16 protein-coding genes and 1 pseudogene are annotated in these 26,958 nt (G+C 35.5%); 7 read left to right on the top strand and 10 right to left on the bottom strand.

Annotated elements, in window-relative coordinates; all coding sequences use genetic code 11:
• Positions 1-71 precede the first annotated feature (71 nt).
• Both csx18 and cas1 read left to right on the top strand, forming a co-directional pair.
• Positions 72-326, top strand: coding sequence for a CRISPR-associated protein Csx18 (gene csx18, locus CA730_RS18170; RefSeq protein WP_096669423.1), 255 nt, complete (start codon positions 72-74; stop codon positions 324-326).
• Positions 327-376: 50 nt separating this feature from the next.
• Positions 377-1,369 (top strand): CRISPR-associated endonuclease Cas1, encoded by a 993-nt coding sequence (gene cas1 / locus CA730_RS18175; protein WP_096669425.1) that lies wholly within the window; start codon positions 377-379, stop codon positions 1,367-1,369.
• 615 nt (positions 1,370-1,984) lie between these two features.
• Here cas1 and CA730_RS18180 read toward each other — a convergent pair.
• From CA730_RS18180 to CA730_RS18205, 6 genes are all read right to left on the bottom strand, one after another.
• Positions 1,985-3,844: a TubC N-terminal docking domain-related protein gene (locus tag CA730_RS18180; protein WP_096669427.1), complete on the bottom strand. Its 1,860-nt coding sequence runs from the start codon at positions 3,842-3,844 to the stop codon at positions 1,985-1,987.
• Positions 3,845-3,984: 140 nt separating this feature from the next.
• The gene (locus CA730_RS18185; protein WP_096669429.1) at positions 3,985-4,290 is read right to left on the bottom strand and encodes an acyl carrier protein; all 306 of its coding nucleotides are present in this window, start codon (positions 4,288-4,290) and stop codon (positions 3,985-3,987) included.
• Complete coding sequence (locus CA730_RS18190; protein ID WP_096671630.1) at positions 4,291-5,619, bottom strand: phthiocerol/phthiodiolone dimycocerosyl transferase family protein; 1,329 nt, start codon at positions 5,617-5,619, stop codon at positions 4,291-4,293.
• An 86-nt stretch (positions 5,620-5,705) separates the two neighbouring features.
• A complete protein-coding gene (locus CA730_RS18195) occupies positions 5,706-7,349 on the bottom strand; it encodes a PfaD family polyunsaturated fatty acid/polyketide biosynthesis protein (RefSeq protein WP_096669431.1) in 1,644 nt (547 codons plus the stop codon).
• 153 nt (positions 7,350-7,502) lie between these two features.
• Entirely contained in the window at positions 7,503-10,154 is a 2,652-nt protein-coding gene (locus tag CA730_RS18200; RefSeq protein WP_096669433.1) for a PfaB family protein, read from the bottom strand.
• A gap of 104 nt (positions 10,155-10,258) precedes the next feature.
• Positions 10,259-17,092 carry a type I polyketide synthase gene (locus tag CA730_RS18205; RefSeq protein WP_096671632.1) on the bottom strand — a complete coding sequence of 2,278 codons (6,834 nt, stop codon included), beginning with the start codon at positions 17,090-17,092 and terminating at the stop codon, positions 10,259-10,261.
• A gap of 1,038 nt (positions 17,093-18,130) precedes the next feature.
• Here CA730_RS18205 and CA730_RS18210 point away from each other — a divergent pair.
• The 4 genes from CA730_RS18210 to CA730_RS18225 all read left to right on the top strand — a co-directional run bounded on the left by CA730_RS18210 (position 18,131) and on the right by CA730_RS18225 (position 21,883).
• Positions 18,131-18,460 carry a hypothetical protein gene (locus CA730_RS18210; RefSeq protein ID WP_027402676.1) on the top strand — a complete coding sequence of 110 codons (330 nt, stop codon included), beginning with the start codon at positions 18,131-18,133 and terminating at the stop codon, positions 18,458-18,460.
• 247 nt (positions 18,461-18,707) lie between these two features.
• A complete protein-coding gene (locus CA730_RS18215; protein WP_096669435.1) occupies positions 18,708-19,910 on the top strand; it encodes an ABC exporter membrane fusion protein in 1,203 nt (400 codons plus the stop codon).
• Between the two features lie 92 nt (positions 19,911-20,002).
• Positions 20,003-21,178, top strand: coding sequence for an ABC transporter permease DevC (gene devC / locus CA730_RS18220; RefSeq protein ID WP_096669437.1), 1,176 nt, complete (start codon positions 20,003-20,005; stop codon positions 21,176-21,178).
• 6 nt (positions 21,179-21,184) lie between these two features.
• On the top strand, positions 21,185-21,883 hold the full coding sequence (locus tag CA730_RS18225; RefSeq protein WP_096669439.1) for a DevA family ABC transporter ATP-binding protein: 699 nt from the start codon (positions 21,185-21,187) through the stop codon (positions 21,881-21,883).
• A 21-nt stretch (positions 21,884-21,904) separates the two neighbouring features.
• Here CA730_RS18225 and CA730_RS18230 read toward each other — a convergent pair whose 3' ends face one another.
• The 4 genes and pseudogenes from CA730_RS18230 to CA730_RS24990 form a co-directional block, all read right to left on the bottom strand.
• Positions 21,905-22,525: an SDR family NAD(P)-dependent oxidoreductase gene (locus CA730_RS18230; RefSeq protein WP_096669441.1), complete on the bottom strand. Its 621-nt coding sequence runs from the start codon at positions 22,523-22,525 to the stop codon at positions 21,905-21,907.
• Positions 22,522-23,541: a transposase gene (locus CA730_RS18235; protein ID WP_053537527.1), complete on the bottom strand. Its 1,020-nt coding sequence runs from the start codon at positions 23,539-23,541 to the stop codon at positions 22,522-22,524. The genes CA730_RS18230 and CA730_RS18235 overlap by 4 nt, the downstream gene beginning before the upstream one ends.
• A gap of 87 nt (positions 23,542-23,628) precedes the next feature.
• Positions 23,629-24,048, bottom strand: a pseudogene (locus CA730_RS18240) (SDR family NAD(P)-dependent oxidoreductase); the annotation flags it as partial.
• 649 nt (positions 24,049-24,697) lie between these two features.
• Positions 24,698-24,907 (bottom strand): hypothetical protein, encoded by a 210-nt coding sequence (locus CA730_RS24990; protein ID WP_172891212.1) that lies wholly within the window; start codon positions 24,905-24,907, stop codon positions 24,698-24,700.
• On the opposite strand from CA730_RS24990, the gene CA730_RS18245 reads away from it, so the two are divergent.
• A complete protein-coding gene (locus tag CA730_RS18245) occupies positions 24,906-26,891 on the top strand; it encodes an ABC1 kinase family protein (RefSeq protein WP_096669443.1) in 1,986 nt (661 codons plus the stop codon). The genes CA730_RS24990 and CA730_RS18245 overlap by 2 nt on opposite strands.
• Positions 26,892-26,958: the final 67 nt, after the last annotated feature.

Here is a 26,958-nt window from a genome sequence, read left to right on the forward strand (position 1 = left end):
ACTTGCGTAAGTCCTATTTCTGTGTGATTTAACTTAAAAAAGTACAATTAATACCGAATCCCAACTAAACTATGTATATTTCTAATCGTGCTGCCTTAGTGCGGAACTTAGCCGTTGCATTCCTCAATGGGACAATCACACTAATTATTTTACTAATAGCACCTTTAGGACTGGCAGCAGTAATTATCAATACTATTTTAGTTACTATCGCCACCTTTACAAATGCTACAGCCGGAGATAGTGTTGTGCGTTTTTTACAACCATCTCAAATCAAAACAATGATAGCAGAAATCATGTACCAACAGTCACAAATCACAAAAAATTGATCATAAATTCCAGAATAATATAATCTTTAGTTTATCTGCATTTGATATATATGCGAACACTTTATGTTTCTCGTCAAGGTTGTTATATTAGCCTCAAAGCTGAAACCTTAATAGTTAAACAAGGAGAAATAGTACATGGTGAAGTTCAATTACCACTCCTAGAACAAATATTAATCTTTGGTAAATCACAAATTACCACCCAAGCCATTCGTACTTGTCTTTGGCGAGATATTCCCATTGCCTATCTATCTCGTATGGGATACTGTTATGGAAGATTAATGCCAATTGAGCGTGGTTATCGTCGCCTATCTCGTTATCAACAAGAGTTAACACAAATTGATAAATTGATAGCAGCTAGAACAATTATTCAAGCCAAATTAAAAAATAGTCGCACCTTTTTACAACGTCAGCAACGCCGTAATCCCTCTCAAACCGCTGAAATTACCATTAAAAGTTTAGAAGTATTAGCGCAAAAAGCCGGGGAAGCAGAAACTATCGAGCGTTTAATGGGTTTAGAAGGTGCCGGTGCTGCACAATATTTTAACGCTTTTGGGGAATGTTTAAATAATCCTGATTTTGTCTTTTTAGCTCGCAGTCGTCGTCCCCCAGGAAACCCCGTGAATGCCATGCTCAGTTTTGGTTATCAAATTTTATGGAATCATCTACTAACACTAATTGAACTCCAAGGATTAGACCCCTATTATGCTTGTTTACATCAAGGAACAGAACGCCATGCAGCATTAACTTCTGATTTAATTGAAGAGTTTCGCGCCCCAATCATTGATTCTTTGGTACTGTGGTTAGTCAATACCAAAATAATGAACATTGACAATGATTTTGAATATCATGATAGCGGTTGCTACTTAAATAATTCAGGCAGACTTAAATATATCAAATATTTCTTACAACGCCTAGAAGAAGAAGTCCAAAATTCTCAAGGAGAGAAACAACCACGTTGGGATTTAATGACACAGCAAATTAAAGCTTTTAAAGATTTTGTTTACCAGCTAAGTAAACTATATAAACCTTATCAAATCCGTTAATGTTATTGTATGTAATATAGCGGTATGCACTTGCATGAGATACATCATAGCCCCCTCATCCCTTGCGGGGAGGGGGTTGGGGGTGGGGTTCTTGTATCTCACTCAATCGAGAACCGCTATATCATCTAAGAGGTTGTTTGAAAAGCATGAGATGAAACTGATAATCTCCAAAAACCTAACCCCCTACCCCCTTCCCTCGTAGAGAAGGGGGGTTTCAAAGCCTTTTTTCTTTCAATACCTTGTCCAAATTGAAAAAAGTCTTGATTTGTAGGTTGGGTTGAGGCACGAAACCCAAAAAATGCGTCGGGTTGCGCTGTCGCTTAACCCGACCTACAAAAAATGGACAAGGTATTGTCTTTAAAAAGTAATAAGAAGCCCACTGAAATCTCCAGTTACCCCTGGGATTTCAAAGCCTCTCCCCGCTGCGGGGAGAGGTTTGGAGAGGGGTTTATTTATCTTCAATCAAAAGGCTCGTGAGATTCAGTATACTCCCCGCTGCGGGGAGAGGTTTGGAGAGGGGTTTATTTATACATTAAAAACTTTTCAAACATCCTCTAAATCAGATCCCCGACTTCTCTAAGAAGTCGGGGATATTGTTAAGGGAATCTGGTCTTGTTACCGATGTTTCAGAGAAGGGAAATTTTTCCCACCTAATTCAATTTGTCCAGTCACACACCCAGCCTTTAACCTATTTACTAAATACTCCAAATCATTAGCAATAAAATTTGTCCCATGATCTGGTTCTACTAAGCTAATTAAATTGACATCACTGATTATTTGCTCACCTAAATCAGCAATTCCTAAAAAATTGAAAACCCCTGATTCATAAGTTCCACAAGGTACAGAAGGATTATTCATCCCCACACAATATTCATTGTCTTGAAACCAATCAAAATCAGGATAACCATGAAAGTGAACTATGGGCGCACCATTGGCAATCAATTCTGGTGTATATAAAGCCGCAGCTAAACTAATAGCTAACATCACATAAATATCATAAGATGGTTTAATATCTGCCTTCTTTGAATTACTTCCTAATGGTAATTGCAGATGTAATTTATCTTGTAAACCAATCCGCAAAATATCAGCATCAATGCTTAAATCTGTCTTATTTGCCCCAGAACGAGAACTAACTAGCCAAATATCAGGTATTTGTTTAAATCTATTTTCTGCATTAATAGTCAGTTTAATATAACGTCTACCTTGTTCATTTTGGCGAAGTTCATAACTACTAAATCCGACTACAGGTAATAAATTTTCCCATTCATCAATAGTGATTTCTGGCTTACCTACATAATGAGGAGGTTCAGCATAAGCCACAAAACCATAAGATACTCCTGTTCTGCCATTCACAATGACATTAACAATATCTCTATGGGATTTTCTTTTAACAACTTCATCTAATTTAAACCCAGCCGGAAATAAACCTGTAGATGCTAGATCTTGACCTAATTTAATTAATTTTCCAGCATAGTTTGATAAATGAGGATTATATTCTCCTATTTCAAAACGACTAATTAATAATGGAGTAATCGGCACAAATACTTTAGGAATAAGTGATTTTAAAGCAAAGTTCTCGATTTCATTAGGGGCAAAATTAGAATCAGAAAGATTCATATTGAGAATCGAAAATTTTTCATGAGATACACCAATAACAATTTCTGAAAAAGTTTTCACTAATGTATTTATGCCAATGCGAATTTTTTCTGGATAGGGTGTAAGTGGACTAACAAATTCATCATCTATATCAGTCATAATTATTACTTGTGTATTTGTCGGGTCTTCAACATATTTGGCAGCATGATCTTCAGCCCAACTACTTAACTTAGCAATTTGTACAACGGACATTTTTTGTTTTTCTTTCAGCCATGTATAAGATAACTTATACCAAGTTTCAGCGACAAGTATTCCTAATTTTCTTAACCATGAATTTGGTCTTTCTACATCTATTACAGCATCAATATCCGCTCTGACACTCTCCATTTTTAAAGATTTATGCCAGTTACTAAGGGGAATTTTAATGGTATGTTTCAATTCCGTTGTTGCTTCTTTCCAGGGAATTACCTTCACCCCATGCTTTTGGAGATAAAATATTAATTGTTGGCGAAATCTGACAATAACTTGATTATGATAATAATCGGGTAAAGGTCTAAAAGTAACTTTTAGGTTTTCAGCCATGAACTGAGGATTAATAATTGGAGGTTGATATCCTGTAGGTGATTCTCCAGAAAAACCACCAATTAATTTACCAATAGTTTGCAAACTAATACCTTGTATTAAAGGTTCATGGGCATGGTTATTAGTAACATTCATTTCCTGAATTAATGCTAAAATATCTTCTTTATATTTAGCTATTTCTATTTGTATTTCTGGAGTAATTACACCCTTGGGAGAACGAATATTCAGTTTGCTATTTTCTGACCAAAATAATACACCTTGTTGAGTGAGTTTTGCTAAAATTTCCGCTGCGTTCATCACAAAATCTCCCGTATTTAAAAATAGGAATTTAGAAAAGAGGACACCTGGCTGAATTAGGCTACCCTAATCTAGCGAAGTGTCCCAATAATCAAGGAGGAAAAACTGGTTTGTCAGTAATTAAACAGAATTTGTAGAGGTTATATCTGGATAATTTCCGACTGAGAATTTTCTAATTCTTCAGATAATCTGAGAGAAAGTTCTTCAATGGTGGGATAATACCAAAGGTGGATAAGTGATAATTTGAATCCCAAAAACTTTTCGGCTTTACTAGCGATAACTATGGTTTGTGCTGAGTCTAAACCGTAACTATCTAAAGGTTCACGAATATTTATTTCTTCTGGATTAACTCCCAGTAAAGAGGAAATTTCTGAAACTAACCAAGCTTGTATTTTAGTAGCGTTATCTTGGTTTTCTGAGAGAGAATTAGAGAGATTATTATTCATTTATGTACCTCCCGGTATTAAATAATGAGATGAGACTTTCATGATGTAATCAATGCAATTATCAACAAGTCTTTCCATAGTTTGGTGATTCAGTGAAGGTTGAGAAAACACAAAATTTAGAGTCATTTTTTCCTGAAAAGTAGCAGCGTGAACAATAAACATCCCTGCATATAAAGCATGAGAACCAACAAAACTGATTTCTTCTAGTTCTAATTCTCCATAACTATGGGGAATATTAACTTTGCCAACATTAGAAACTGATACTGTAGGAGATACTTGATTAGGGAATAGTAAAGAAAAATTTATCAAATGTTTAGCGAGAAATATCATTTGAAAAATTTCTCCTTTGTGAATTTTTTGATTGAGATTATGTTTGACTTTTCGCGCTAATTCCCAAAAAGATGTATTATTGGTAATTCTATAAAATTTCATCAAAGACGCTGCTAAAACCGTCATATTTTCTGTACTAATTTCTGGTTGTAACCGTCTTCTTAAATCAAGATATGATAAACAACTAACTCGAATATTATCTTCATGGTTTTTAGTCAGTTGTTTGGAGACTGTTAACATTAGTGCCGCACATAAAGCACTTTGCACTGTAGTATTTTCTTGTCTGCATTGCTGAATAAACTGCCGTGTTGATTCTTCGCTAAGTTGTCTATGAATGATTTCGCAACGACGTTGAGGAATAGGAACATATTTTTCTACTCTTAATGCTTTTGGTTGATTCCAATATTTTTGAAGTGCGATATTTAATAATAAAGCAACTCTACCTAGTTTGCTTTTGAAACTATTTGTCCATGTGGGTAATAGTTTTTCAATGGGTGGAAGTGGTTCTAAAGTAGTAACTATGGGAAGAGATTTACCTTCCGTAATCTTTTGACAGTAGGTTAAAATTTCTGAGTGAAGTTGGACACTTGATAAACCGTCGGTAATAGCATGATGTGTTGTTGTAATCAGATAATTAATATTTTGCTGATTTAATATCTTGACAAGTACGACTCGCAGCAGGTATTTACTACTATCAATTACCTGATTCATTTCTGCATTAACAATCGCTTCCCATTCCTGACTTTCTCTAATATTAACAACTTGTAAAGGAAGTTTACCTGTACCTTTAGACTGATAATAGTAAGAATTTCTAGAGTTAATAATATGAGAATTAAGCGCAGGATGACGATATTGAATAATATCTAAAGACTGTCTGAGAACTGTTTCTTGAATATTTCCTCGAATCCGGCTAATAGTAACTACATTCCATGTTTTAGCCCGTTGATTCAGGATTTCCATTGTTTCTTCTAGCTGTCCTAACTTTCTATTTATAGCCATATTTATCACAACCTTTGGTAAAATGTAGGTTGGGTTGAGGTACAAAACCCAACAAAATTCTTGATAATGTTGGGTTTCACTCTCGCTCAACCCAACCTACTTTGTGGATGATATTGACTGTATTCTTCTGGCATTTGTAAGCCTTGAATTTTCAAGTTTTGAATACGATATAAATACGCTGCACCTGTCATGATTTGATCTGCCACATCAACTACTCGGCGATTATTAATATCTGCTAAATAAGAACCACGCACCCAATTATTAAAACTTCCCATTGCTGGTCCACACCAAATTTGATAATCAATTTCTCGACCTTTTTCTCCAGTATTAGACCACCGGGAAGATAGTCCTAAATACCAGCGAAATATTAACGCCATTTTTAGTTGAGGATTATTAGCTGCTTTGCTTAATTTTTCTGGGTTACGTTGAGATAAATAAGTAGATGTTTCTTGCCAAATTTCGGCAATTGTTTTTCGCAGAATTTGTTTTTCTAACTTTTCTATTTCATCTGGGGGAACTTCTGCAAATGAATTATAGTTTCTGTATAGTTCCCATAATTTTTGAGCGCGAAGGGGGAAAAGAGTTCCTCGTTTAAGAACTTGTAATTTGACTCCCATTTCAAACATATCTGCTGCCGGTGCCATCATTACATCAGTCATTTCTGCTTCAGCTAGTAACTTTTTTGTATATTCAGAAGTCCCAGCTTCAACGCAAGATTGATTAATAGAACCAGTGACAATATAAGCTGCACCCATCATTAAGGCTGCTAGTGCTGATTGCGGTGTAGAAATTCCGCCAGCCACACCAATTCTTACTGGTTTTTCATAATCATATTTGCGTTGAATTTCGTCCCTTAATTCTAAAATAGAAGGTAATAAACAAACCAGTGGACGATTATCTGTATGTCCTCCCGAATCTGCTTCTACAGTAATATCATCAGCCATAGGAATCTTTGCGGCAAGATTAGCTTGCAATTCGCTAATTAATCCTTGTTCAACTAATTGAGTTAAAATTTTTGTGGGTGCAGGTTGGAGGAATTTAGTAGCAACTTCCCGACGAGAAACTTTAGCAATAATTTTGTTTTTGATTTCGATTTCATTGGCTGAATTTAAACTTAATCCAGCCGCCCGATAGTAGACGATATTATCACTTAAATCTAAAAATGCAGAGGCTTCAATTATTCTGACTTGATGCTGTAAATACAAATCAATTAAACGCCGTTCAATAGCAGGTTCACTAGGGCTATGAAGCAAGTTAAACGCATAGGATTTGTTATGCAAAGCTTGTTTAATTTTATGAATTGCTGCTTCTATCCGGGTAGGAGATAAACCTCCTGCACCAAAGGAGCTTAAAATGTTGGCTTTTCCCAAGGTAATTACCATTTCTTCAGATGCAATACCTTGAGCCATTGCTCCAGTCATATAGGCATATTTGACACTGTAAAACTCTAGAAAAGCTGGATCACCTAATTGATGAAATCCGATTGCAGGAACAGTTAAAAGCATTTCTAGTTTTTGAGTTTTACCGTTAGCACTATATGATAGACTGCCTTGATTGCTAATACCAATTTGTCCTTCTTTATTCAGAATATAACAAGGAGAATTTAAATTCATCAGTGTGTTTTTAATATTTTCTTTATCAAAATACACACTATTTAAATCGCCTTGCCATCCTTGATAATTGTTATTCATTGAAGGGGAAAATTTGAGTTGTTGATGTTGTTTTAACATGATTTTTGAGGTGAATATTCTATGGAATTTTTTTTGATGAAAATGAAACTGCATAGAATAAGACTTCAACAATATTTGACTGCAAATAAACGCAGATGAATTAATTGATTTCATGATTCTGTGCAGTTTCAAATATTCTTGTGATAATAATTTCTACTTTTCTTTTCTGGTTTGGATCACCATTTTCTTGTACAAGTCTAATTGCTGCTGAAGAAAGAGACTAAGTTGTTGCAGTGATCTTTGCCGGGACTGTAATAAAAAGCTGTGTGCTTTAGCCATACGGGCATTATTTTTATTTAAACTTTGATAATTAGGGATAGATTTCATTTTGTATTCATAATTAGACAAAGAAGTATGTTCTGCAAATTTGAGATTAGGCAAAGAATATAAAGGTGATAAATCTAATTCAACTCGATGACTAAAGAGTTTAGCTAAGGCTTTGATAATGGAGGTATGATCATCTACACCTCTTCTATTTAGAGATACAGCTAGATGTTCTTTGTCTTTGAGAATTTCGCTAATCCAACGACTACAGTTACTACCAACACCAACTTCAATAAAGATTCTGATATTATCATTGTAGGCACGATTAACTAAGCGAGGAAAATCAAGTTGGTGACAAAGGGCTTTAGCAATATTTTTGCCTATTAAATTACTATCAATTTTGATAGGTGCGTATTCTGCCGCAGAATAGAAAATTGTTTTGGAATTGGTTTGGATAGGTAAGGTATTGACCTTTACTAATTCATCATATTCAGAGTGCATTGGTTCACAATGAATTACATGATTAATTGATGTGGGAAAAGCGTCACATTTTAAGGTTTGAATAACTCTTTTGCAAGCTTTAGTTTCACCAGCAATAATGACTTCTTCAGGCGTATTAATTAAAACAACATAAACCCGATTCTCATTTTTTAGAACTTCTTGTACTAAGGAATAGGAACATATCAAAATGTAGTTACTCCAAAATTCTTCACTTTTACCTTCATGAATTAAGGGTAATCCCCAATGCTGACGAACTGCATTTTTAGGACCAGATAGCCGAGTTTTAAATAAAGGAGATGAGTTCAAATAATCACTCGTACTTTTAAAGCTAGTCCAGACACCTTGTGCTAACATCATACTGGTTTCACCAAGACTATAGCCAAAACTATATGGTGATTGAATCTGGAAATAGTTTTTCAGAATTGCTGTCATTAATCCGGCGATACCAACTTCTGATTCCAGCATAGAGACGGGATCATCTATTAATGTTTGTTCTATGCTTTCTAGTTGTCTTCTTAATAACTTATTGATACTACGAGGATAGAGAATTTTTTCAATATTGGCGACTCGATTATAAACACTTTTGATGACAACATCATTATGTAGTTGAGGAAAAAGACGAAAAATATTTCTTCCTAGTCCTATATAAGAAGTAAAAGAACCAGGATAAACAAAGGAAACATGACCTTTTTTTCCTTGGGGATTAACCGTAAAATAACTACCAAGAGGAGTTTGCCAGTCTTTACCAGTAGCAAAAGCAATTTTCACTCCCTGAATTGCTCTTTCAACTTCTCTTTTTAATTCTTCTGGATGTCGTGAGAGAATTGCTAAAGCGTAAGTTGATTGTTTATATTGCTGATATTTTTGAAAATAATCATTAGCAAGTTGAGATATGGAATAACCATTTGTGAGACTTTGTTGAAGTGCGATAATTTGTGTTAATAAAGAAGAACGATCATCAGCCGCAATAGGAAATAAACAATAAGGCATTTCTGCTAAATATTGACTACTGCGTTCTACTTGGCTGATTTCTTCGGACAAAATTAAATGTCCATAAATATTATTTTCTTCCGTCATATTTACCGCAGCCACTCTTTTAGTCGCACCAGGTTCTAAAAACCAAGGTTTTGATTCTACTGCTACATAAAAGGGACTTCCACGCCAAATTTCTGGCTGTTTAGGATTAGACCATTGGGGAACACCGGGAATATAACGATGATATAGACAAAGTGCGGTTTTGATGAGGCTAAATATGCCAGATGAGGCTTGTGTGTTACCAATATTTGCTTTAACGCTACCCAGTCCACAACTCAGATTTTCTCCCCCTGTATGATAGGCTGATATTAAACCTTGAATTTCCACTATATCTGCGTTGGCGATCCCACTAGCAACAACTTCTAAATAACCAATATCTGCGGCTTTAACATCTGCTATTTGAAACGCCTCCTGACAGGCTTGGGTAATAGTTTCTGGGCGAGTGGGAGAATGTTTCACCACACTCAAACCATCAATGACTGCATAGATGCAATGATTTTGTTGCTTGGCTGTTTCATGCAGTTGTAATACTACTGCGGCTGCACCCGCTGTTTTAATTACATTTTGAGCTTTTTCGTCATAACTGAAAGTATATACACCTTCATTAATTTCTATCGGATAACTCTTGTCTATTCCGACAATTAAAACAGCTTCAACTTGCTGGGTAGTTAATAATTTTTGACTGACATCCAAAGCTGATAAAAGCGAATTTTCTTCGGAAAAAAATGCTAATTCAGCAGAAATATAATTAGCTAACTTGGCGGAATTGTCTGTGGGAGAGATGATGATTAAAGCTATTTTTAAATTTGGTTGAATTTTAGCATCTTCCAGCGCAGAATTGATCAATTCTCGACTTAATGGAGTTTGCTGATAATCTTCAGATGTAACTAAATTTTGCTTGCTTTCATAAATCAGACGTTCAAATTTATTTAATGTTGGTGAATTACTAACAAAACAATCCATACCGACAATTGCTAACTTTTGATTTTGTACAATTGATTTCATTATTATTCTCCGTTTTTTACAAACTAATTGAAATAGAGGACACAGAAAAAGATTTCTAGATAAATACACTCTTAAATCCTCTCTGCGCCTCTACGTGAAAAAATCTAATCTTTGTCTGTTTGTCGAGGTAGAATTGTTCCTTTAGCCCCAATCATGCGATTATAAATTTGTCCTTGACGGTTATAGGTAATCACATCTGTAACTACTGATGATTCTGTTTTTGATTGGAGTTCACAAGTAACATAAAATGTTTCACCAAAAGGGACTTTTGCAAACTGTTCAAAATTCTTTATTTCTGATGGTAAACATCCAACTTGATAAAAGTGTTGTGTCCAAATCCAGAGAGAATGAATCTGGACATCTGCTATGTAAGGATTGAATGTTTGCACCGGAAATTGTCCCTGTTGCTGTGTTGTTGGTTCTGGTAAACAGCATTCAATAGTCATCTGACTAGGACTGGTATTTAAAACTGATTTTACCCCCTGAAATGTGCAGCCATGAAATAGACTAGAAGCATTTACTTGATATAATTCTTGATTGCTTTTGAGAAAATTTTCATCCTGATTAAATTTCAGGTTCTCATAGTTTGGAGGTGTGGGAATTTCTCTTTTAAGAATTAGATTTGTGCTGAAATGATAGCGGATTTTTCCGTCTGGTGTCTTACTGCTAATTTTAGCAGCAAATTCTATTTCCTGATTTTCGTGTTTCGCCAGTTCTTGAAGTTCTAAAATATATTCACTTGCGAAGTTTTCATCAAAAACTATGCCTTTTAAAACTTTGAAATTGGACGAACTGAAGGCTGTAAATCCAGGATAGAGTTGTTCGCAAGCATTAGTCATCCATAATAACCCACAGGTAGCAGGAAGCACGGGACGACCGAGGATAACATGATCCTGTAAAAATGGATTTTCTGTTAATGTTAATTGGCGTTTAATGCGATAGGTTCTTAAATCATTTGATAAAGTTGCAGGAACATAAATTAAGGGACTACCAATCACTAATTGAACCGTGTCTTGATTAGCCGTCGTTAGTTCATCAACTAATATTTTTGTTCCTGTTTCTACGGGAATAACTTCAATTCCTCTGGCTGCAAAAGCTTTCTTTAATTCTGGTGATACCATGCCACTTTCCCAGGGTCCCCAGTTAATAGCCATTACATGACAATTAGGGTAATTATGTTTAATTAAGTGGGCGGATTTGTTGAGGATTTCATTGGCTGTGGCATAATCTGATTGTCCCGCATTTCCATAAAATCCCACTACGGAAGAAAACAAAACTAAATATTGCAATTGATTTGCTGGTACACACCGCAGGAGATTTTCTAAACCTTTAACTTTAGCTGCATAAACATTCTCAAAATCCTGAATTGATTTTTTTTCAATGCGTTTATCAGCTAAGTTTCCTGCACCATGAATTATACCTGTTATCGCCCCAAAACGTTCAATTACATCTGCAAGTTTTGATTCTAGTAATACTGTGTCAGTAATATCTACACTCAGATATTCTGCTTCTCCTCCTGCTTTTTCAATAGCTTTAAGAGTATTTTGAATTTCTCGCTGCGAGGAAATTACCTGATATTTTTTCTGCACCATTATTGGTGTTGGTTTTTCTCCTTGGGCTTGAAAATTTTCTAAAATTCGCTGTTTTAATTCTGCTTCATTTTCACAATCTTCTGCCCAAACTGGTTCAACTTCTGTGCTGGAACGCCCTAAAAGAATAAATTTACATTGATATTGTTGAGCGATTTTTATGACACATTGGGCTGTGATTCCTTTGGCACCACCACTAACGATAAATACCTGATCTTTAGTAATTTTTTTTGAAGAACTGGTAGTTGGTAATGGGCTGAAATCTGCAATTAAAGTAACCCTTCCTTTGGCGCTATATCCTACTTCTTGAATTAACAAGTTTGCATCATGAATTTCTGCAAGGATATGTTTTATAGATGTTTCTGGATCTAAGTCTGGATTTAAGTCAAGGGAACGACAAAATACATTTTCCCATTCTTGATTAATACTTTTACTAAGTCCGAATAATCCTCCAGGAATTGCACTAAAATTATGGGTTTCTCCTAATCCAAATTCACCATCTAAACGCGCAACGGTAATAAAACAACTACGTCCAAATTTTGCAGCTTCGTTGAGTGGTTCTTTGAGATATTTAGCGATTAAGAAGACATGACGCAGAATAGATTTATCTATGTCTAATGGTATTGTTGGGTGAAGGTGAATAAATGCAGCTACAGTACCATAATTATCAGCAATCTGTTTTAACTGTTGTTGTAAACTGTCTTCATTCCAATCAGTTAAAATTACTCGATTGATGCCCTCATTAACATTTGATCCGACACCAGGGAAACTTAAAACTACAGTTTTCCAACCTTTCGCTATCAAAATTTCTGCTAATTTCTCTGTAGTGGAAGAACCATCATCAGTTATTAATGCAATGTGATTTTCAGGAAGAGAAAATTCTAAACTATCTGGTGTAGTAAGTTGCTGTAATTTAGCAATGCTGCGGCGGATATTTGGTGCAGATGTGGTTGTGATTACTTCTACTATTTCCTCAGATAATAAGTTAGGAATTCCCTGGGCTTGTTGCTGCATATACGTGGCAATTTCGCCTAAAGTTCTCAATTCTCCAATTTCTTCGGGGTTGGGTTTAGGTAAATCGGGATATAGTTCTAATAAACCTCCTAAAATTTCTACTCGTTTGATAGAATCAATTCCCAAATCTGCTTCCATATCCATTGACAGTTCTAGCATTTCCACAGGATAACCTGTTTTTTCACTGACAACTGTTAGAAGAATATCGCTTAAATCTTGGGAAATTTCTACTTCTTGTTTCTGGTTTTCAACTACGGGTGTGGCTGTAATTAATTCTGGTTGGGAAACTTCTACTAATACCTCTTTGCTAGTAATTGCTGTTGATATTTCTACCTGTTGATTTAAGATATCTGGAACTAAAGTTTGCATATATTCGGCAATTTGTTCCAAGGTTCTTAATTGTCCTAATTCTTCGGGGTTGGGTTTAGGTAAATCGGGATATAGTTCTAATAAACCTCCTAAAATTTCCACCCGTTTGATAGAATCAATTCCCAAATCTGCTTCCATATCCATTGACAGTTCTAACATTTCTACTGGGTAGCCTGTTTTATCACTGACAACGTTTAGTAGAGTTTGACTAAGGGTAGCTTTATCTATATTTGGGATGGTTTTTTCTTCACGCAGAGGCGCAGAGGCGCAGAGAGGAAGAGGTTGAGAAATATTCTGATTCAGTAAGTCTGGTTTTTGATCATTTTCTAAGTCTTGTTGAATTTGAGGATGATTTACAAAATTGATGTCTTTATTTTCTGCGGTCAGTAAATGCAAATGTTTTTGCAGAAGTTGAAAGTAATTTTGGGTATATTCATGTTGATATTTGAGATATTGTTCATGAATGCGGAGGGTATCACCTTGATGATCATGAAACCGCATCATGTTCTGGTCAGAATTGGAAATTGCTAGTTGTTGAGTTTGGAATTGATGTTCTGTAGTTTGATTATTTCCCAATAATAAATACTGTTGCTGCATTAATTGAGAAAATGTCTTTGTGTATTCTGTTTGATTGTGTAAAGATTGTTCATGAACGTGGATAATATCTCGTTGTTGCTGGCTAAATTCTGTGATAATTTTTTCTAAGTTGTGAATAACTTTTCCATGGTTATCTGGTTGGATTTCGACTTGTTCTAATTTACCATTGAGTGAAGTTGGGTGGTCGTTGTTACCCTGTGATTGATGATTCTCATTAAATGAAGTTGTCGGTTTTTTGTTACCCTGTGATTGATGATTCTCATTAAATGAAGTTGTCGGTTTTTTGTTACCCTGTGGTTGATGATTCTCATTAAATGAAGTTGGGTGGTTTTCATTAATTGTTGGTTCAGGAGATAGCACTCTTACATGATGACCATTTTCTAAAGCTTTCGCAAATTCTTTTTCAGTTCTTTCGGTAATGTTGGTACTATTTAACCGGACATTCAAAACTTTTTTAGCAGGAACTTCGGGAATTTTAGTTGCGACTTGATAGGGATCTAAATTTTGCAAATATAATCCAGCTACCTGCAATTGAACTATGGCTTGTCGAAGAGTTTTGTCGCTATTTTTGGTATGACTTGGATTTACGGCTATTGCTAGGTGTGGTTTATCACTTAAAATGTCTTTTACCAAATTAGTAAGGACATTTTTGGGTCCAAATTCTACAAAATAATAACCGCCAGCAGCATAGATATTTTCAATTTCCTGCTGAAATAATACCTGATTTAACAGTTGTTCTTTGAGAATTTTTTGAATGGCGTGGGGTTCTTGAGGATAACGGCTACCTGTAACATTAGTATAAACAGGAATTTGGGCTTCGTTGAAATTTACTTTTTCAACGGCTTGGGCAAAAGGTTTTTGGGCATGAGATACTAATGGTGTATGAAATGCTGCGGAAACTCCTAATAAAAAAGTGGTAAAACCTTGATTTTTGAGAATATCTTGGACTTGAATAATTTCCTCTTTTTTTCCAGCTAATACTACTTGGTGCTGAGAATTTTTATTAGCAACTGCTACTTGGGGAAACTTTTTAATTACTTCGGTTATTTGATGAATATCTCCTTTGACAGCTAACATTCCTCCAGCATCAAAATTGGGATTTGCAGGTGCAGCCATAGCTTGTCCTCTAGCTTTTGCTAGGAACAAATAATCCTCTTCATTTAACACTCCTGCAACCCACAAAGCTGTTAGTTCACCAAAGCTATGACCGGCAACAAAATCGGGTTTAAATCCAGCTTGTTGCAAGATTTTATATAAGCCCGCACTAAATACACCAATTGCCGGTTGTGCATATTCAGTTTTTTGCAATGTTGCTAACTGAATTCGCTTTTTTGTTTCATCAAAAACAGGTTGAGGAAATACTACGCTTGATAAGGGCTGTAACCCGTCTTCACACAATAGGCTATCCATGTGCGTGTAGGTTTGGCGCAAGCAGGGAAAATTCATTACTAATTCCCGCCCCATTTCTAAGTATTGTGAACCTTGTCCAGAAAACAAAGCCACTACTTTACCTGTTGTGTCCATCCCCTTTTGGCGGTAGTAAACCCCTTGGGGATGTTCCCAGGATTCGGCTTCAGGCTTGTTTTTCAGCCCTTCTATGACAATTTGCAGTAATTCCCCAGCTTGCGCTAAATTATCGGCGACAAAGCCTACTCTGGCATAATTAACGGGAATTTTAGCGGTTTGAGAATCAGTAATTAATTGTTGATAGTATTTTTCTTTACTCTCATTCTGTAATTGTTGTTGGATGTGTTGACAACGAGATAACAACTCTGAAGGGGTGAGGGCAAATAGCAGTAAGGATTGTGGAGTATGGTGTAAACGGTAAGGGTGATGATGTTCATGTTCATATTCTTCTAAAACAACGTGATAATTCGTACCACCAAATCCAAAAGCACTGACTCCCGCCCTTCTGGGTTGAGTAGGATGACTTACCCAAGGTCTAGTTTCTGTATTTAAATAAAATGGTGAGTTCTCAATATTCAGTTTAGGATGGGGGGTACTGACATTAATCGTCGGTGGTAAAACTTTATGATGCAGCGCTAAAGCCGCTTTAATAAGACTGGCAGCACCAGCAGCCGCTTTAGTATGTCCAATTTGAGATTTAACAGTTCCTAAAGCGATATGCTGTTTTTTCGGGTTATTTTCGCCAAAAACGCTGGTAATAGATGTAAATTCTGTAGGATCTCCTACCATCGTTCCTGTACCATGTGCTTCAATTAAACCTATACTAGCAGGGGAAATTTCTGCATCTATATATGCTCGATTTAAGGCATTTATTTGACCTTCCGCGCGAGGTGCATAGATACTTTTATACTTACCATCGCTGGAACTGCCAACGCCCTTGATGACTGCATAAATGCGATCGCCATCTCGTTGAGCATCTTCTAGGCGCTTAAGTACCAACATTCCCACGCCTTCACCTAATAGCATTCCATCTGCATCAGCATCAAAGGGTCTCACCTTTTCCCCTGGAGAAACAGCAGGGGTTTTACTGAAGCACATATAGGCGAAAATTGAGTTATCAGTATCTACACCACCAGTAATCATCATGTCGGCGCGATGTTCTACTAATTCGCTAACAGCCATCCTTAATGCACCTAAGGAACTTGCACAAGCTGCATCAACTACGCAATTCATTCCCCCCAAATCCAGACGGTTAGCGATACGTCCAGAAATCACATTTGCTAACATTCCGGGGAAGGCATTTTCTTCCCATTGCACATATCCACTTTTGAGTTTTTCAATAATTTTTTGGCTATCTTCGTCTGATAAACCACTATTCTTGAGAACTTTTTTCCAAAGTGGATCTTGCAATCTTGCACCTAAAGGAACAGCCAATTGTCTACCAATTGCTACTCCTAATACTACTCCTGTTCGTTCATGATTAAATTGTCGAGATGCACCATAGCCAGCATCTTCTAATGCCTCTTTTGCTACTACTAAACCAAGTAATTGAGAAATATCTGTCACCTCCAAAATATTGGGAGGTAAGCCAAATTCCATAGGATTAAAATCAATATCTGGTAAAAAACCACCTCGCTTACAATAGGTTTTATCTGGTACTTTTGGATCAGGATCATAATAATCATCTATATTCCAACGGGATGCAGGAACATCAGTAATACAATCCACTTTCTGAATAATATTTTCCCAGTATTCCTGCAAACTCTTCGCCTGGGGAAAAATAGAAGCCATACCAACAATTGCTACATCATTTGTTCGCAATTTATCATTAATTTCATTTTTCATATTTGTAGTATCAGGCATATTTTTTTTCACCGTTATCATCTTGATTACAGACTTTTCACAGTTACTAATTTCATCTTTTAACTGTGTAAAAGCAACTTCAAATTTGGAGGTAGCCATGATCATATTTTGCTCTTTTGAGCAAGCAATATGGAGTTAAATTGTCAAGAATAATTGACCGCAGATAAACACGGATGAATTCGCAGATTTTATGACTCTGTACAGCCTTGGATGAAGTTGGTATAGGTAAATATTGATTTTTCATCCTTAACAGTATGGAAATCTTTTTTGCGTTAATTATTGATGAATACTGTGGCGGTTTAATATGGAATCCTCTGATTAATCCTGTAGTCTATAAATTAATTTTTCGCCTAAATTAATCTTAGTTTGGTGACAACTCTATTGCAACTCATAAGCAATTTATGTGCAACTTCATAAAAGTCTTGCAAATGTAAAATTGATAGAGTTGTCCGTACAATATGTTTGCTTATCCAATACATAAATTATTATCTAAGTTTTAGCCATTTTGACCAAAGTTGCATATAGATTGCATATCCTTAGTTTTAATTTATTAAAACTTTTATTTTGCTCTAAATAAACATCATACAGCAGAACTTAAGAGTCAGAAGTTAGGAGTAAAACTCTGGTTTTGAATTTATATTCTGTACCGCATTGATCTGCAATCTGCTGTAAATCCTCTTAATGGCAATAAAATTTTGAATATGTAATTATTGTTCATTAGTTTCTAATACCAAATAGTGAATTCTTGCATCTATCTACAGAAAGATTTTTTTATATTTGTAAAATTAATCACTATCAAATATATCTAAGGAATTAAAAAAATATTTTTCCATCAACTTAAGTCCAAAATTTGAGATAATGAAAAATTAGTAATTCTTAATCTATTTAAGGAGTTGATAATTTGATGCTTGCAATTTTTACAAACCCAAGATATTGCGATAAATAAGGTTTTATGAAACAATTAGTTGCATATAGGTTGAAATTCCCAAAAAATAAGTTTAACCTAAATTATTAAATCAGGGAAATTTAGACTGTGAATTTAAAGCGGTCTTTGAGCGTAAAATTAGTCAATTAAACTTTATTGCATTATTTGGCTTCTGCAATATTGGAATTACAAAACTACAAGGAATTGCTGGCATGAGACTATCTGAATTAGATCCACTCATCCCGCTGAATGAGTTACGAGAAGACCTCCTCAAATTACCAAAAGGTTACTCATTTCATGAAGATGAATTAGTAGATTTTCTGTCACGGAGAAGATGGCCTGAAAGTAATCGTCGAATTGATAGAACAACATTCTGGCGGTGGCGTAATGATAACGCTATTGAGCATCAAAAAATATTCAGTCGCTTGGATCTTCTCAAACTTTGTCAAATTTGTGATCATTATCGAGTAGACGGAACACGGAGTGAATACCTGGCAATCATGCGGAAGAAAAAAGAGAAAGAGGTCGTGCTGAATAAATAAACTTTTGATATTGGTAATTGGTAATAGTCAGCAACTAATTACCCATTACCTATCAAAATTTTAGCATTTAAATATTTTGTGTAATGGTTAATTAATCAACAGAGTAAATAATTTTTGATCAATAGTATTTTTTGGATATTGCATCATATATAAGGTTGTCAAGAGATGTTATCAAGTGTAGTGACTTTTCTGGTTCTTATTGAGAATCAGAAATACTGTCATATTTCCTAATTTAAAAGACAAAATTATGGTACACAAAGAAAAGCACTCATTAATAAAACCTGTCAGTTCGTGGCCGATAATGTTAGCAAGTTCTGGAGTTATAGCTACCAGTTTAATATCTATCTATAGCCTTTCATATTTTCAGAAAACTTCTAAATCAACTTCTACAATATCTCCTACTATTCCTATTTCTGCACCTACCATTACTGCTGTTGCTGCTTTAGGACGTTTAGAACCCCAAGGAGAAGTAATTCGTCTCTCCGCACCCAATTCTCAAACAGGGATAAGAGTTAATCAACTTTTGGTAAAAAAAGGAGACAAAATTCGTCAAGGACAAGTAGTAGCAATTCTTGATAGTTATATTCCTAATCTTGCAGCTTTAGAAAAAGCAAAACGACAAGTAGAAGTCAGTCAAGCCAATCTTCAGCAAGTAGAAGCAGGGGCAAAAAGAGGTGATATTTCGGCGCAAAAAGCCACAATTTCCCGTTTAGAAGCGGAATTACGGGGATCAATTTCTAGCCAAAAAGCCACAATTGCTCGTTTAGAAGCTGAACTAAAAAATTCAGAAACCGAAAATAAACGATATCAGAAATTATATCAAGATGGTGCTATTTCTGCTTCTGATGCAGATACGAGAAGACTACGCAGGGATACTGTGCAAGAACAACTTAATGAAGCTAATGCTAATCTAAAAAGGACTGTAGAAACTTTGCAAAAACAGTTAAGTGAATCTGAAGCTAGATTGAATAGTATTGCAGAAGTTCGTCCTACAGATGTGCAACTAGCTCAAGCAAATGTAAAAAGTGCGATCGCATCTGTTCAACAAGCTCAGGCGGAGTTAGATTTAAGTGCTATTCGTTCACCTATTAATGGACAAGTTCTCAAAATTAATACTTGGCCAGGAGAAATAATTGCCAATAAAGGGATATTAGAATTGGGACAAACTCAACAAATGTATGTGGTTGCAGAAGTTTATGAAACTGATATTAAAAAAGTTCGTCTAGGTCAATCAGTAACTATCACCGGTGAGGCTTTTACAGGAAAATTAAAAGGGACAGTTACAGATATTGGTTTACAAGTTGGTAGACAAAATATCTTTAATACTAATCCTGGTTCAGATACAGATAATAAAATAGTTGATGTAAAAATCCGCATTGATCAATTAGCAGATAATCAACGAGTTTCTAGTTTAACTAATTTACAAGTTCAGGTACTTATTAAGATATAAGTCTAAATTGTAATTTGTCTGCTTAATTTGATGGGGATAATGACTAAGACGTATTTGGAAATCCTATGATTATATAGAAAATAGGAGAAAATATGATTTTAAATATACCTTTAGCTTGGCTACAATTGGTAAAGCAAAAAGTACGCTTTCTTGTAGCATTAGCGGGTATTGCTTTTATTTCTGTTTTGATGTTTATGCAAATTGGGTTTCAAGATGCTCTTTATGCTAGTGCGACTCAAGTACATAAACATCTTCGAGGTGATTTGTTTTTAGTTAGCTCCCAATATAAATCTTTGACTTCTACTCAAAGTTTTCCTCGCAGTCGTTTATATCAGATATTAGGTTTTAATGGAATTGCATCAGTTGAACCGTTATATGTCCAATTTGCTAAACTTAAAAATCCTATCAATGGTCGCAAATATCCTATTTATGTCCTGGGATTCGATCCGGTTAAATCCATATTTAGATTACCGGAAATAGATCAAGATTTTCAATTACTCAAAATTCCTGATCAAGTATTTTTCGACCGAGCGGCACGTCCAGAATTTGGACCAATTGCTGAATATTTTCAGAAAAATAAACCTATCAGTATGGAAATATTTAGTTATTTAGGAACTGTTGGTTACAAAGTTAAAGTCAGTGGTTTATTTACTCTTGGTCCTTCTTTTGGTGTGGATGGTAATTTAATAGTCAGTTCTTCTACTTTTTTTAAAATCTTTCCAGAACACAGACCAAATCAAGTAGATATAGGCTCAATTCATCTGCAACCTCATGTTAGTCCTCAAAGGATCTTAGCGACTTTATCCGCTAGTTTACCAAATGATATCATGGTAATGACGCGCCAAGAATTTATTGATTTTGAAAAAAGCTATTGGACATTAAGAACACCGATTGGATTTGTGTTTAATTTGATGGTAACGATGGGTTTTGTTGTTGGTGTAATTGTTGTTTATCAAATTCTTTATAGTAATATATCAACCCATTTTGTCCAGTTTGCTACACTCAAAGCCATGGGATTTAGAAATAAATATCTTTTGAATGTTGTCTTTCAGCAAGCTGTAATTTTAGCTGTCTTGGGTTACATTCCCGGTTTTGCTATCTCTTTAGGACTCTATGATATTGCCAAAGATGCAACTAAATTACCTATTGTGATGGATATAAATAAGGGTATATTAGTATTTACATCTGTGATTGTTATGTGCTTAACTTCTGGTTTCTTTTCTACTAATAAATTACGTAAGGTAGATCCAGCAGAAATTTTTAATTAACTACTTATGCAATATTTACCTGCTGCTAATATTTTGGAAATCACCAAGCTTAATCATTACTTTGGTCATGGTAAATTACAGATTCAAACTTTGTTTGATATTAATTTGACGATCAAATCTGGAGAAATTGTAATTATGACTGGACCTTCTGGTTCAGGAAAAACTACTCTATTAACATTAATTGGTGGTCTGCGTTCTGTCCAAGAGGGAAGTTTAAAATTTAATGGACAAGAATTATTAAATGCTAGTAATGAAGAATTAGTCCAAATACGTAGGCAAATTGGTTATATTTTTCAAGCTCATAATTTACTAGATTTTCTAACTGCTATGCAAAATGTGCAAATGTCTTTAGAATTGCAATCGAATATTTCGCAATGGGAATCCTATGTTCAGTCCGAAGCCATGCTTAATGCTGTGAAATTGGGGGATAGAATTAATTATTATCCTTCTGATCTTTCTGGGGGACAGAAGCAACGAGTGGCGATCGCTCGCGCTTTAGTGAGTCATCCTAAGTTAGTATTGGCTGATGAACCTACGGCTGCTTTAGATAGTAAATCAGGACGAGATGTGGTGAATTTAATGCAGCAATTAGCAAAAGAACAAGATTGTTCAATTTTAATTGTTACCCATGATAACCGCATTTTAGATATTGCCGATAGGATTATTAACATGGAGGACGGTTATTTAATCCAGCATCAAGTTTAGGGTGATCTCCCAGAGTTTTATTTAACCAAATTTACTAAAAAATAAAATCACTAACCAAGGAATTGTTAAATCAGGAATTAACCCAGCGTAATTTCTTAAAAAAGGTATTCCCCTTAGTAAAATAAACCTTAAAGAACGTAAAGATACAGAACGATTACCATTTTCATCTACAAATCCATATCTCTTGGCGACTTCAGCGACAATTTGGATTTTACCTGTATATTTAATAATATTAGCATCACCAGCTAAACTAGCGATCGCTCTCCCAGTGAATAACGGTGTTTCCCAATTATAACCATCACCAAATGATGAAGATGTCCCATGTTCTAAACTCTGTTCTTGAGCAAAACTGGTAATCTGTTCTGTACCGACAATCCCCGGATAAATAGCTACAGAAGTCACATTATATTCTTTCAATTCTTTGGCCATATCTGCTGCTAATCTATCACAAGAACTTTTCCCCACACCATAAGGAACACTAAAAATATAAGACATTCCGCCCCAAGAAGAAATAGTAAAAATAATTCCCTCTTTCCGCTTTATCATCATTCTGGCAGCATAAATACTAGCCCAGAAATGTTGAATAGCGTAATAAAACTTTACATATTGAAATAAACTTAGCCTATAAGTGCTATTTTTCATCTTATCCAAATAAGTTTTCTAAACCAATGAACATAACTTATTTCCTGACACATATAGGACTGAAGATAACGGAGTTTATCTAATAAAGTTTTGCCAAATTCTTGCGGTATTTCTATTAGTTGCAATATCAAATAAGCGATTAAACAGCACATTATCTGAATTCTAATTCCATTCTCATTCTTTGTCATAAGTCTGTCTAACTTGAGGTGCATTTTTAAGAATTTCCATAACAATTCAATTTGCCATCTTTGTATGTAAATTTCCATAATCTCTTGATTACTAACTTGCTCTTCTCCTTCATTTAATAAGTTTGTTGCTAAACGAAATTCACTCTTAGTTTCTATATCACAAAATGCTACTACTCTAATTTCCACTTCTCTTTCATCTTTGCCAACTTTACAATTACCATTTTCTAGCATTTCTAAAGTGACATTATTTTTAATTCTTAAGACAAAAGCTTTATTTTTTTGTTGTTTTAATTCAGATATTCTTTCGGAGGATGCAAATCCTCTATCCATTATCCCTACTCCTTTTGACGGAATTGCTTCTACTGTTTCTTGTCCATATTTATGGTCATGTCCTTGCCCAAAATGAATCACCATTCCACCAACTTCTGATGTCAAACTATCTAACCCACAAAATAGTTTTACTTGATGATATCCTTGACTCCATAATAATTTACTTGTTAATGTAATAATTGTTGAATCTATAGGAAATAATGCTTGGGTTTCTTCCTTTCCTTTTTTCTTTCTCAGTTGATTGTTTAATTCAGTTATTATCTCCAAAAATACTTGAGTATCTCTCTTTTTACTTGCCTTGGAAAAATTTGATATTTTTAAATCTATCCCTTGATTATTTAGTCTTTGAAATAAATCTCTCATACTCACTATACTTTTATCCATGACATACTGTAACCACACTGATACAAATGAAAATGTGTCCAGAACTGGATAATCTTTTTTGGGCAATGGTTTCAATATTGTTTTGACCACTTCTGGGAAATTCTTTAAGCGCATAATTTGATAATTCTTTATCTATATTTTTTTAGATTGTATCAAATTATGGTACTTTTTTTTAATCTTTTCCTAACATTCAACACTTCTGATACTAGCCACATAATGACTTCGTAAACCGACATGATTCGCAGCATCCCAAAAACTCGGTTCTAACTCCCAAAAAGGTTTACCAAAACCTTCTCTGATAGCTTGTACTCCTGCATAAACATTATTAACTAAAATATCCAATTTACCATTTTGTTCTCTCTCAATCTGGGCAAAAAGTTGGTGGATTTGCTCATCATCACTATGATCAACTCGCACAGAAATACAAACCCCACCAGCTTCTCTAACGGCGGTTTCAGTTTCTCGTAAACTCCCACCAAGACCGTCATTATTAGCTTCAAGAGTGCGTCCTGTAATATAGACTGTAGCACCAGCTTCACCTAATCCAATCGCAATTCCTTTGCCAATCCCTCTAGTAGCACCTGTGACTAATGCTATTTTTCCTTGCAGATGTTTAATCATTTTTTTATCAGGAAATTTGTATTTTTAGTATAAAATTATTATATTAATATTTTCAATTATGTTACCTGGTGTTTCTCTTGAAGATCATGCTTGTGCATTATTAAAGAGTGATACTTGGTTTCTGCATGAACATCCTTAAATTTATTTAAACATATTTATTTTTATTGAAATACAAATAAGATGTGTTTGTTAATCAATACTTCGCAACGCTAACGCTTTTTGCAATTTGGCAAAGGTATTGGGCGTTGCTGATTAAGGGTATGAATTTTAGTCTCACGCAAAGGCGCAAAGACGCACTGAGGTTTGAGTTTTAAAGTAGGACTTACGCACGCTCACTAATTTACCATGATATGAATGAACGAAATTGCGTCGTTTTCGGCTTTGGGAATAACTTATTGAGTAGGGTGCGTCAGATAGAGGGAATCTGTTTTTTTGTCAAAATATCGTGTCTGACGCACCCTACAAGGGATAAAATTTACGTTACATATTTGGGGAATCTTGTCAATGCGTAAATCCTATAAAGATTCAATTTGGGAATTTCATACCTCAATTCAGCAACGCCAGGTATTGTTGTTGAAGAAAAATTCACCGAATCGTAGATGTGATGGGGTTCTTAAACCCGGTTATTCATCCACCACTCGCACAAAGTTCATTCTGACTCCTTCTTCCTTCTTCCTTTTTCCTTCTTCCTTTTTCCTTCTTCCTTTTTCCTTCTTCCTTTTTCCTTCTTCCTTCTTCCTTCTTCCTCCTGACTCCTGACTCCTGACTCCCGACTCCCATTAATTTTTAAACATATCCTGAAAAGACAAGATATTGTTACAATATTTAACAACGTTGATTTAACTGGTGGCTTCTTCATGATGGTTAAGACACTTCCCCCTAGTTCTCGAACAAGTCAGGAGGACAGTCGCGGAGGCGAATTGTCCGTGATTGAGGTAGTAACAGAACAAAGTACACAGACGGTAGTAATCAAATCGGCGCAGGCTTCTCAACAGCCAAGGCACAGAGTGAGGACAGGATCTGAACCGGAGTCGGTGCTGTATGATCCTATGGAAATAGCAGCACAGTATAGTGGACGATTCCTGCAAGTTGTCCAGCGGATTCTGACGGTTTTAAAACCAATTCTTGCCTTTGTCTTTGGGTTATGGTGGGATAAGCAATGGGGAATTTTGGTTAAAAATGAACGTCGTCGCGCTGTTCAACTTAGAGAGTTATTAACAAAGTTAGGACCGGCTTACATTAAAATTGGTCAAGCTTTGTCCACTAGACCAGATTTAGTCCCACCAATTTACTTAGAAGAATTAACTAGACTCCAAGATCAATTACCAGCTTTTCCTAATGAAATAGCTTACCAATTTATTAAGGAAGAATTGGGAGCAACACCGTCAGAAATTTATGCAGAATTGTCGTCACAACCGATTGCGGCGGCTTCCTTGGGACAAGTATATAAAGGAAGATTGAAAACTGGGGAAGAAGTAGCGATTAAAGTCCAACGTCCAGATTTACGGGAACGAATTACAATAGATTTGTATATCTTGCGGAAACTGGCTGCTTGGGTACAGCGGAATTTCAAGCGGGTCCGTAGTGATTTAGTCGGAATTTTGGATGAGTTAGGCGATCGCATTTTTGAAGAAATGGACTATATTCATGAAGGCGAAAATGCAGAACGCTTTTTTGAATTATATGGTCACATGAAGGATATTTATGTACCAAAAATTTACTGGGAATACACCAACCGTCGCGTTTTAACGATGGAGTGGATTAACGGCATCAAATTAACTCAACCCGAAAAAATTGCGGCTTTAGGAATTAATGCCCGGTATTTAATTGAAGTTGGAGTTCAATGTTCTTTGCGTCAATTATTAGAACATGGATTTTTCCACGCTGACCCCCACCCAGGTAACTTGTTAGCGACAATGGATGGTAAATTAGCTTATCTCGATTTTGGCATGATGAGCGAAGTGAAACCAGCCCAACGTTATGGTTTAATTGAAGCAATTGTCCACGTCGTTAATCGGGAATTTGATAGTTTAGCAAAGGACTATGTAAAGTTAGAATTTCTCACTCCCGAAACAGACCTAACTCCCATTGTTCCAGCTTTTGCCAAGGTATTTGCTAACGCCCAAGGTGCAAGTGTCGCGGACTTGAATATTAAAAGCATCACCGATGATTTATCGGCTTTAATGTATGAATATCCTTTCCGAGTTCCCCCATATTACGCTTTAATTATTCGTTCGCTTGTGACTTTGGAAGGAATTGCAATTTATATAGATCCCGATTTCAAAGTTCTCAGTGAAGCCTATCCTTATGTTGCTAAAAGGCTGTTAACAGATCCCGCAAACGAGTTAAGAACATCATTACAAGAATTACTGTTTAAAGATGGTAAATTTCGCTGGAATCGTTTAGAAAACTTGTTGAAAAATGCCCGCAGTAACCAAGAATATGATCTGAACTTGGTCATTAATCAAGGAGTAGAATTTCTTTCCTCTGACCGAGGTGCATTTATTCGTGACAGATTAGTTGATGAATTTTTCAACAGTATAGATGCTGTCAGTAAAAATGCCTTACACAACTTCACTTATGTTCTTCGAGAAAAGGTAGGCATTACCGCAGTTCATCAAATTCCTTCAGCCTCAGTTGAACAACAACAAACCTTAGAATATATTAAACGCATTGCGGGAATTTTACGAGACACTAAAGGCTTTGATGCTACAAAATTTGCTCCTCAATTAGCCCAAATTATTGTTAATCCAGGAGTCCAACTTTTAAGTCAACAAATTGCCACTCGTGTCACCCAGAAAGCCGTAACTCGCGTCATTCGGGAGTTATTAGCATCTGAATAAGGTCCAAACTGTGAGTAGTCAGGAGTCAGGAGTCAGGAGTCAGGAGTCAGGAGTCAGGAGAAAGAAT

The sequence above is a fragment of the Dolichospermum compactum NIES-806 genome (genome assembly GCF_002368115.1).
GTDB classification, from domain to species: Bacteria; Cyanobacteriota; Cyanobacteriia; order Cyanobacteriales; family Nostocaceae; genus Dolichospermum; species Dolichospermum compactum.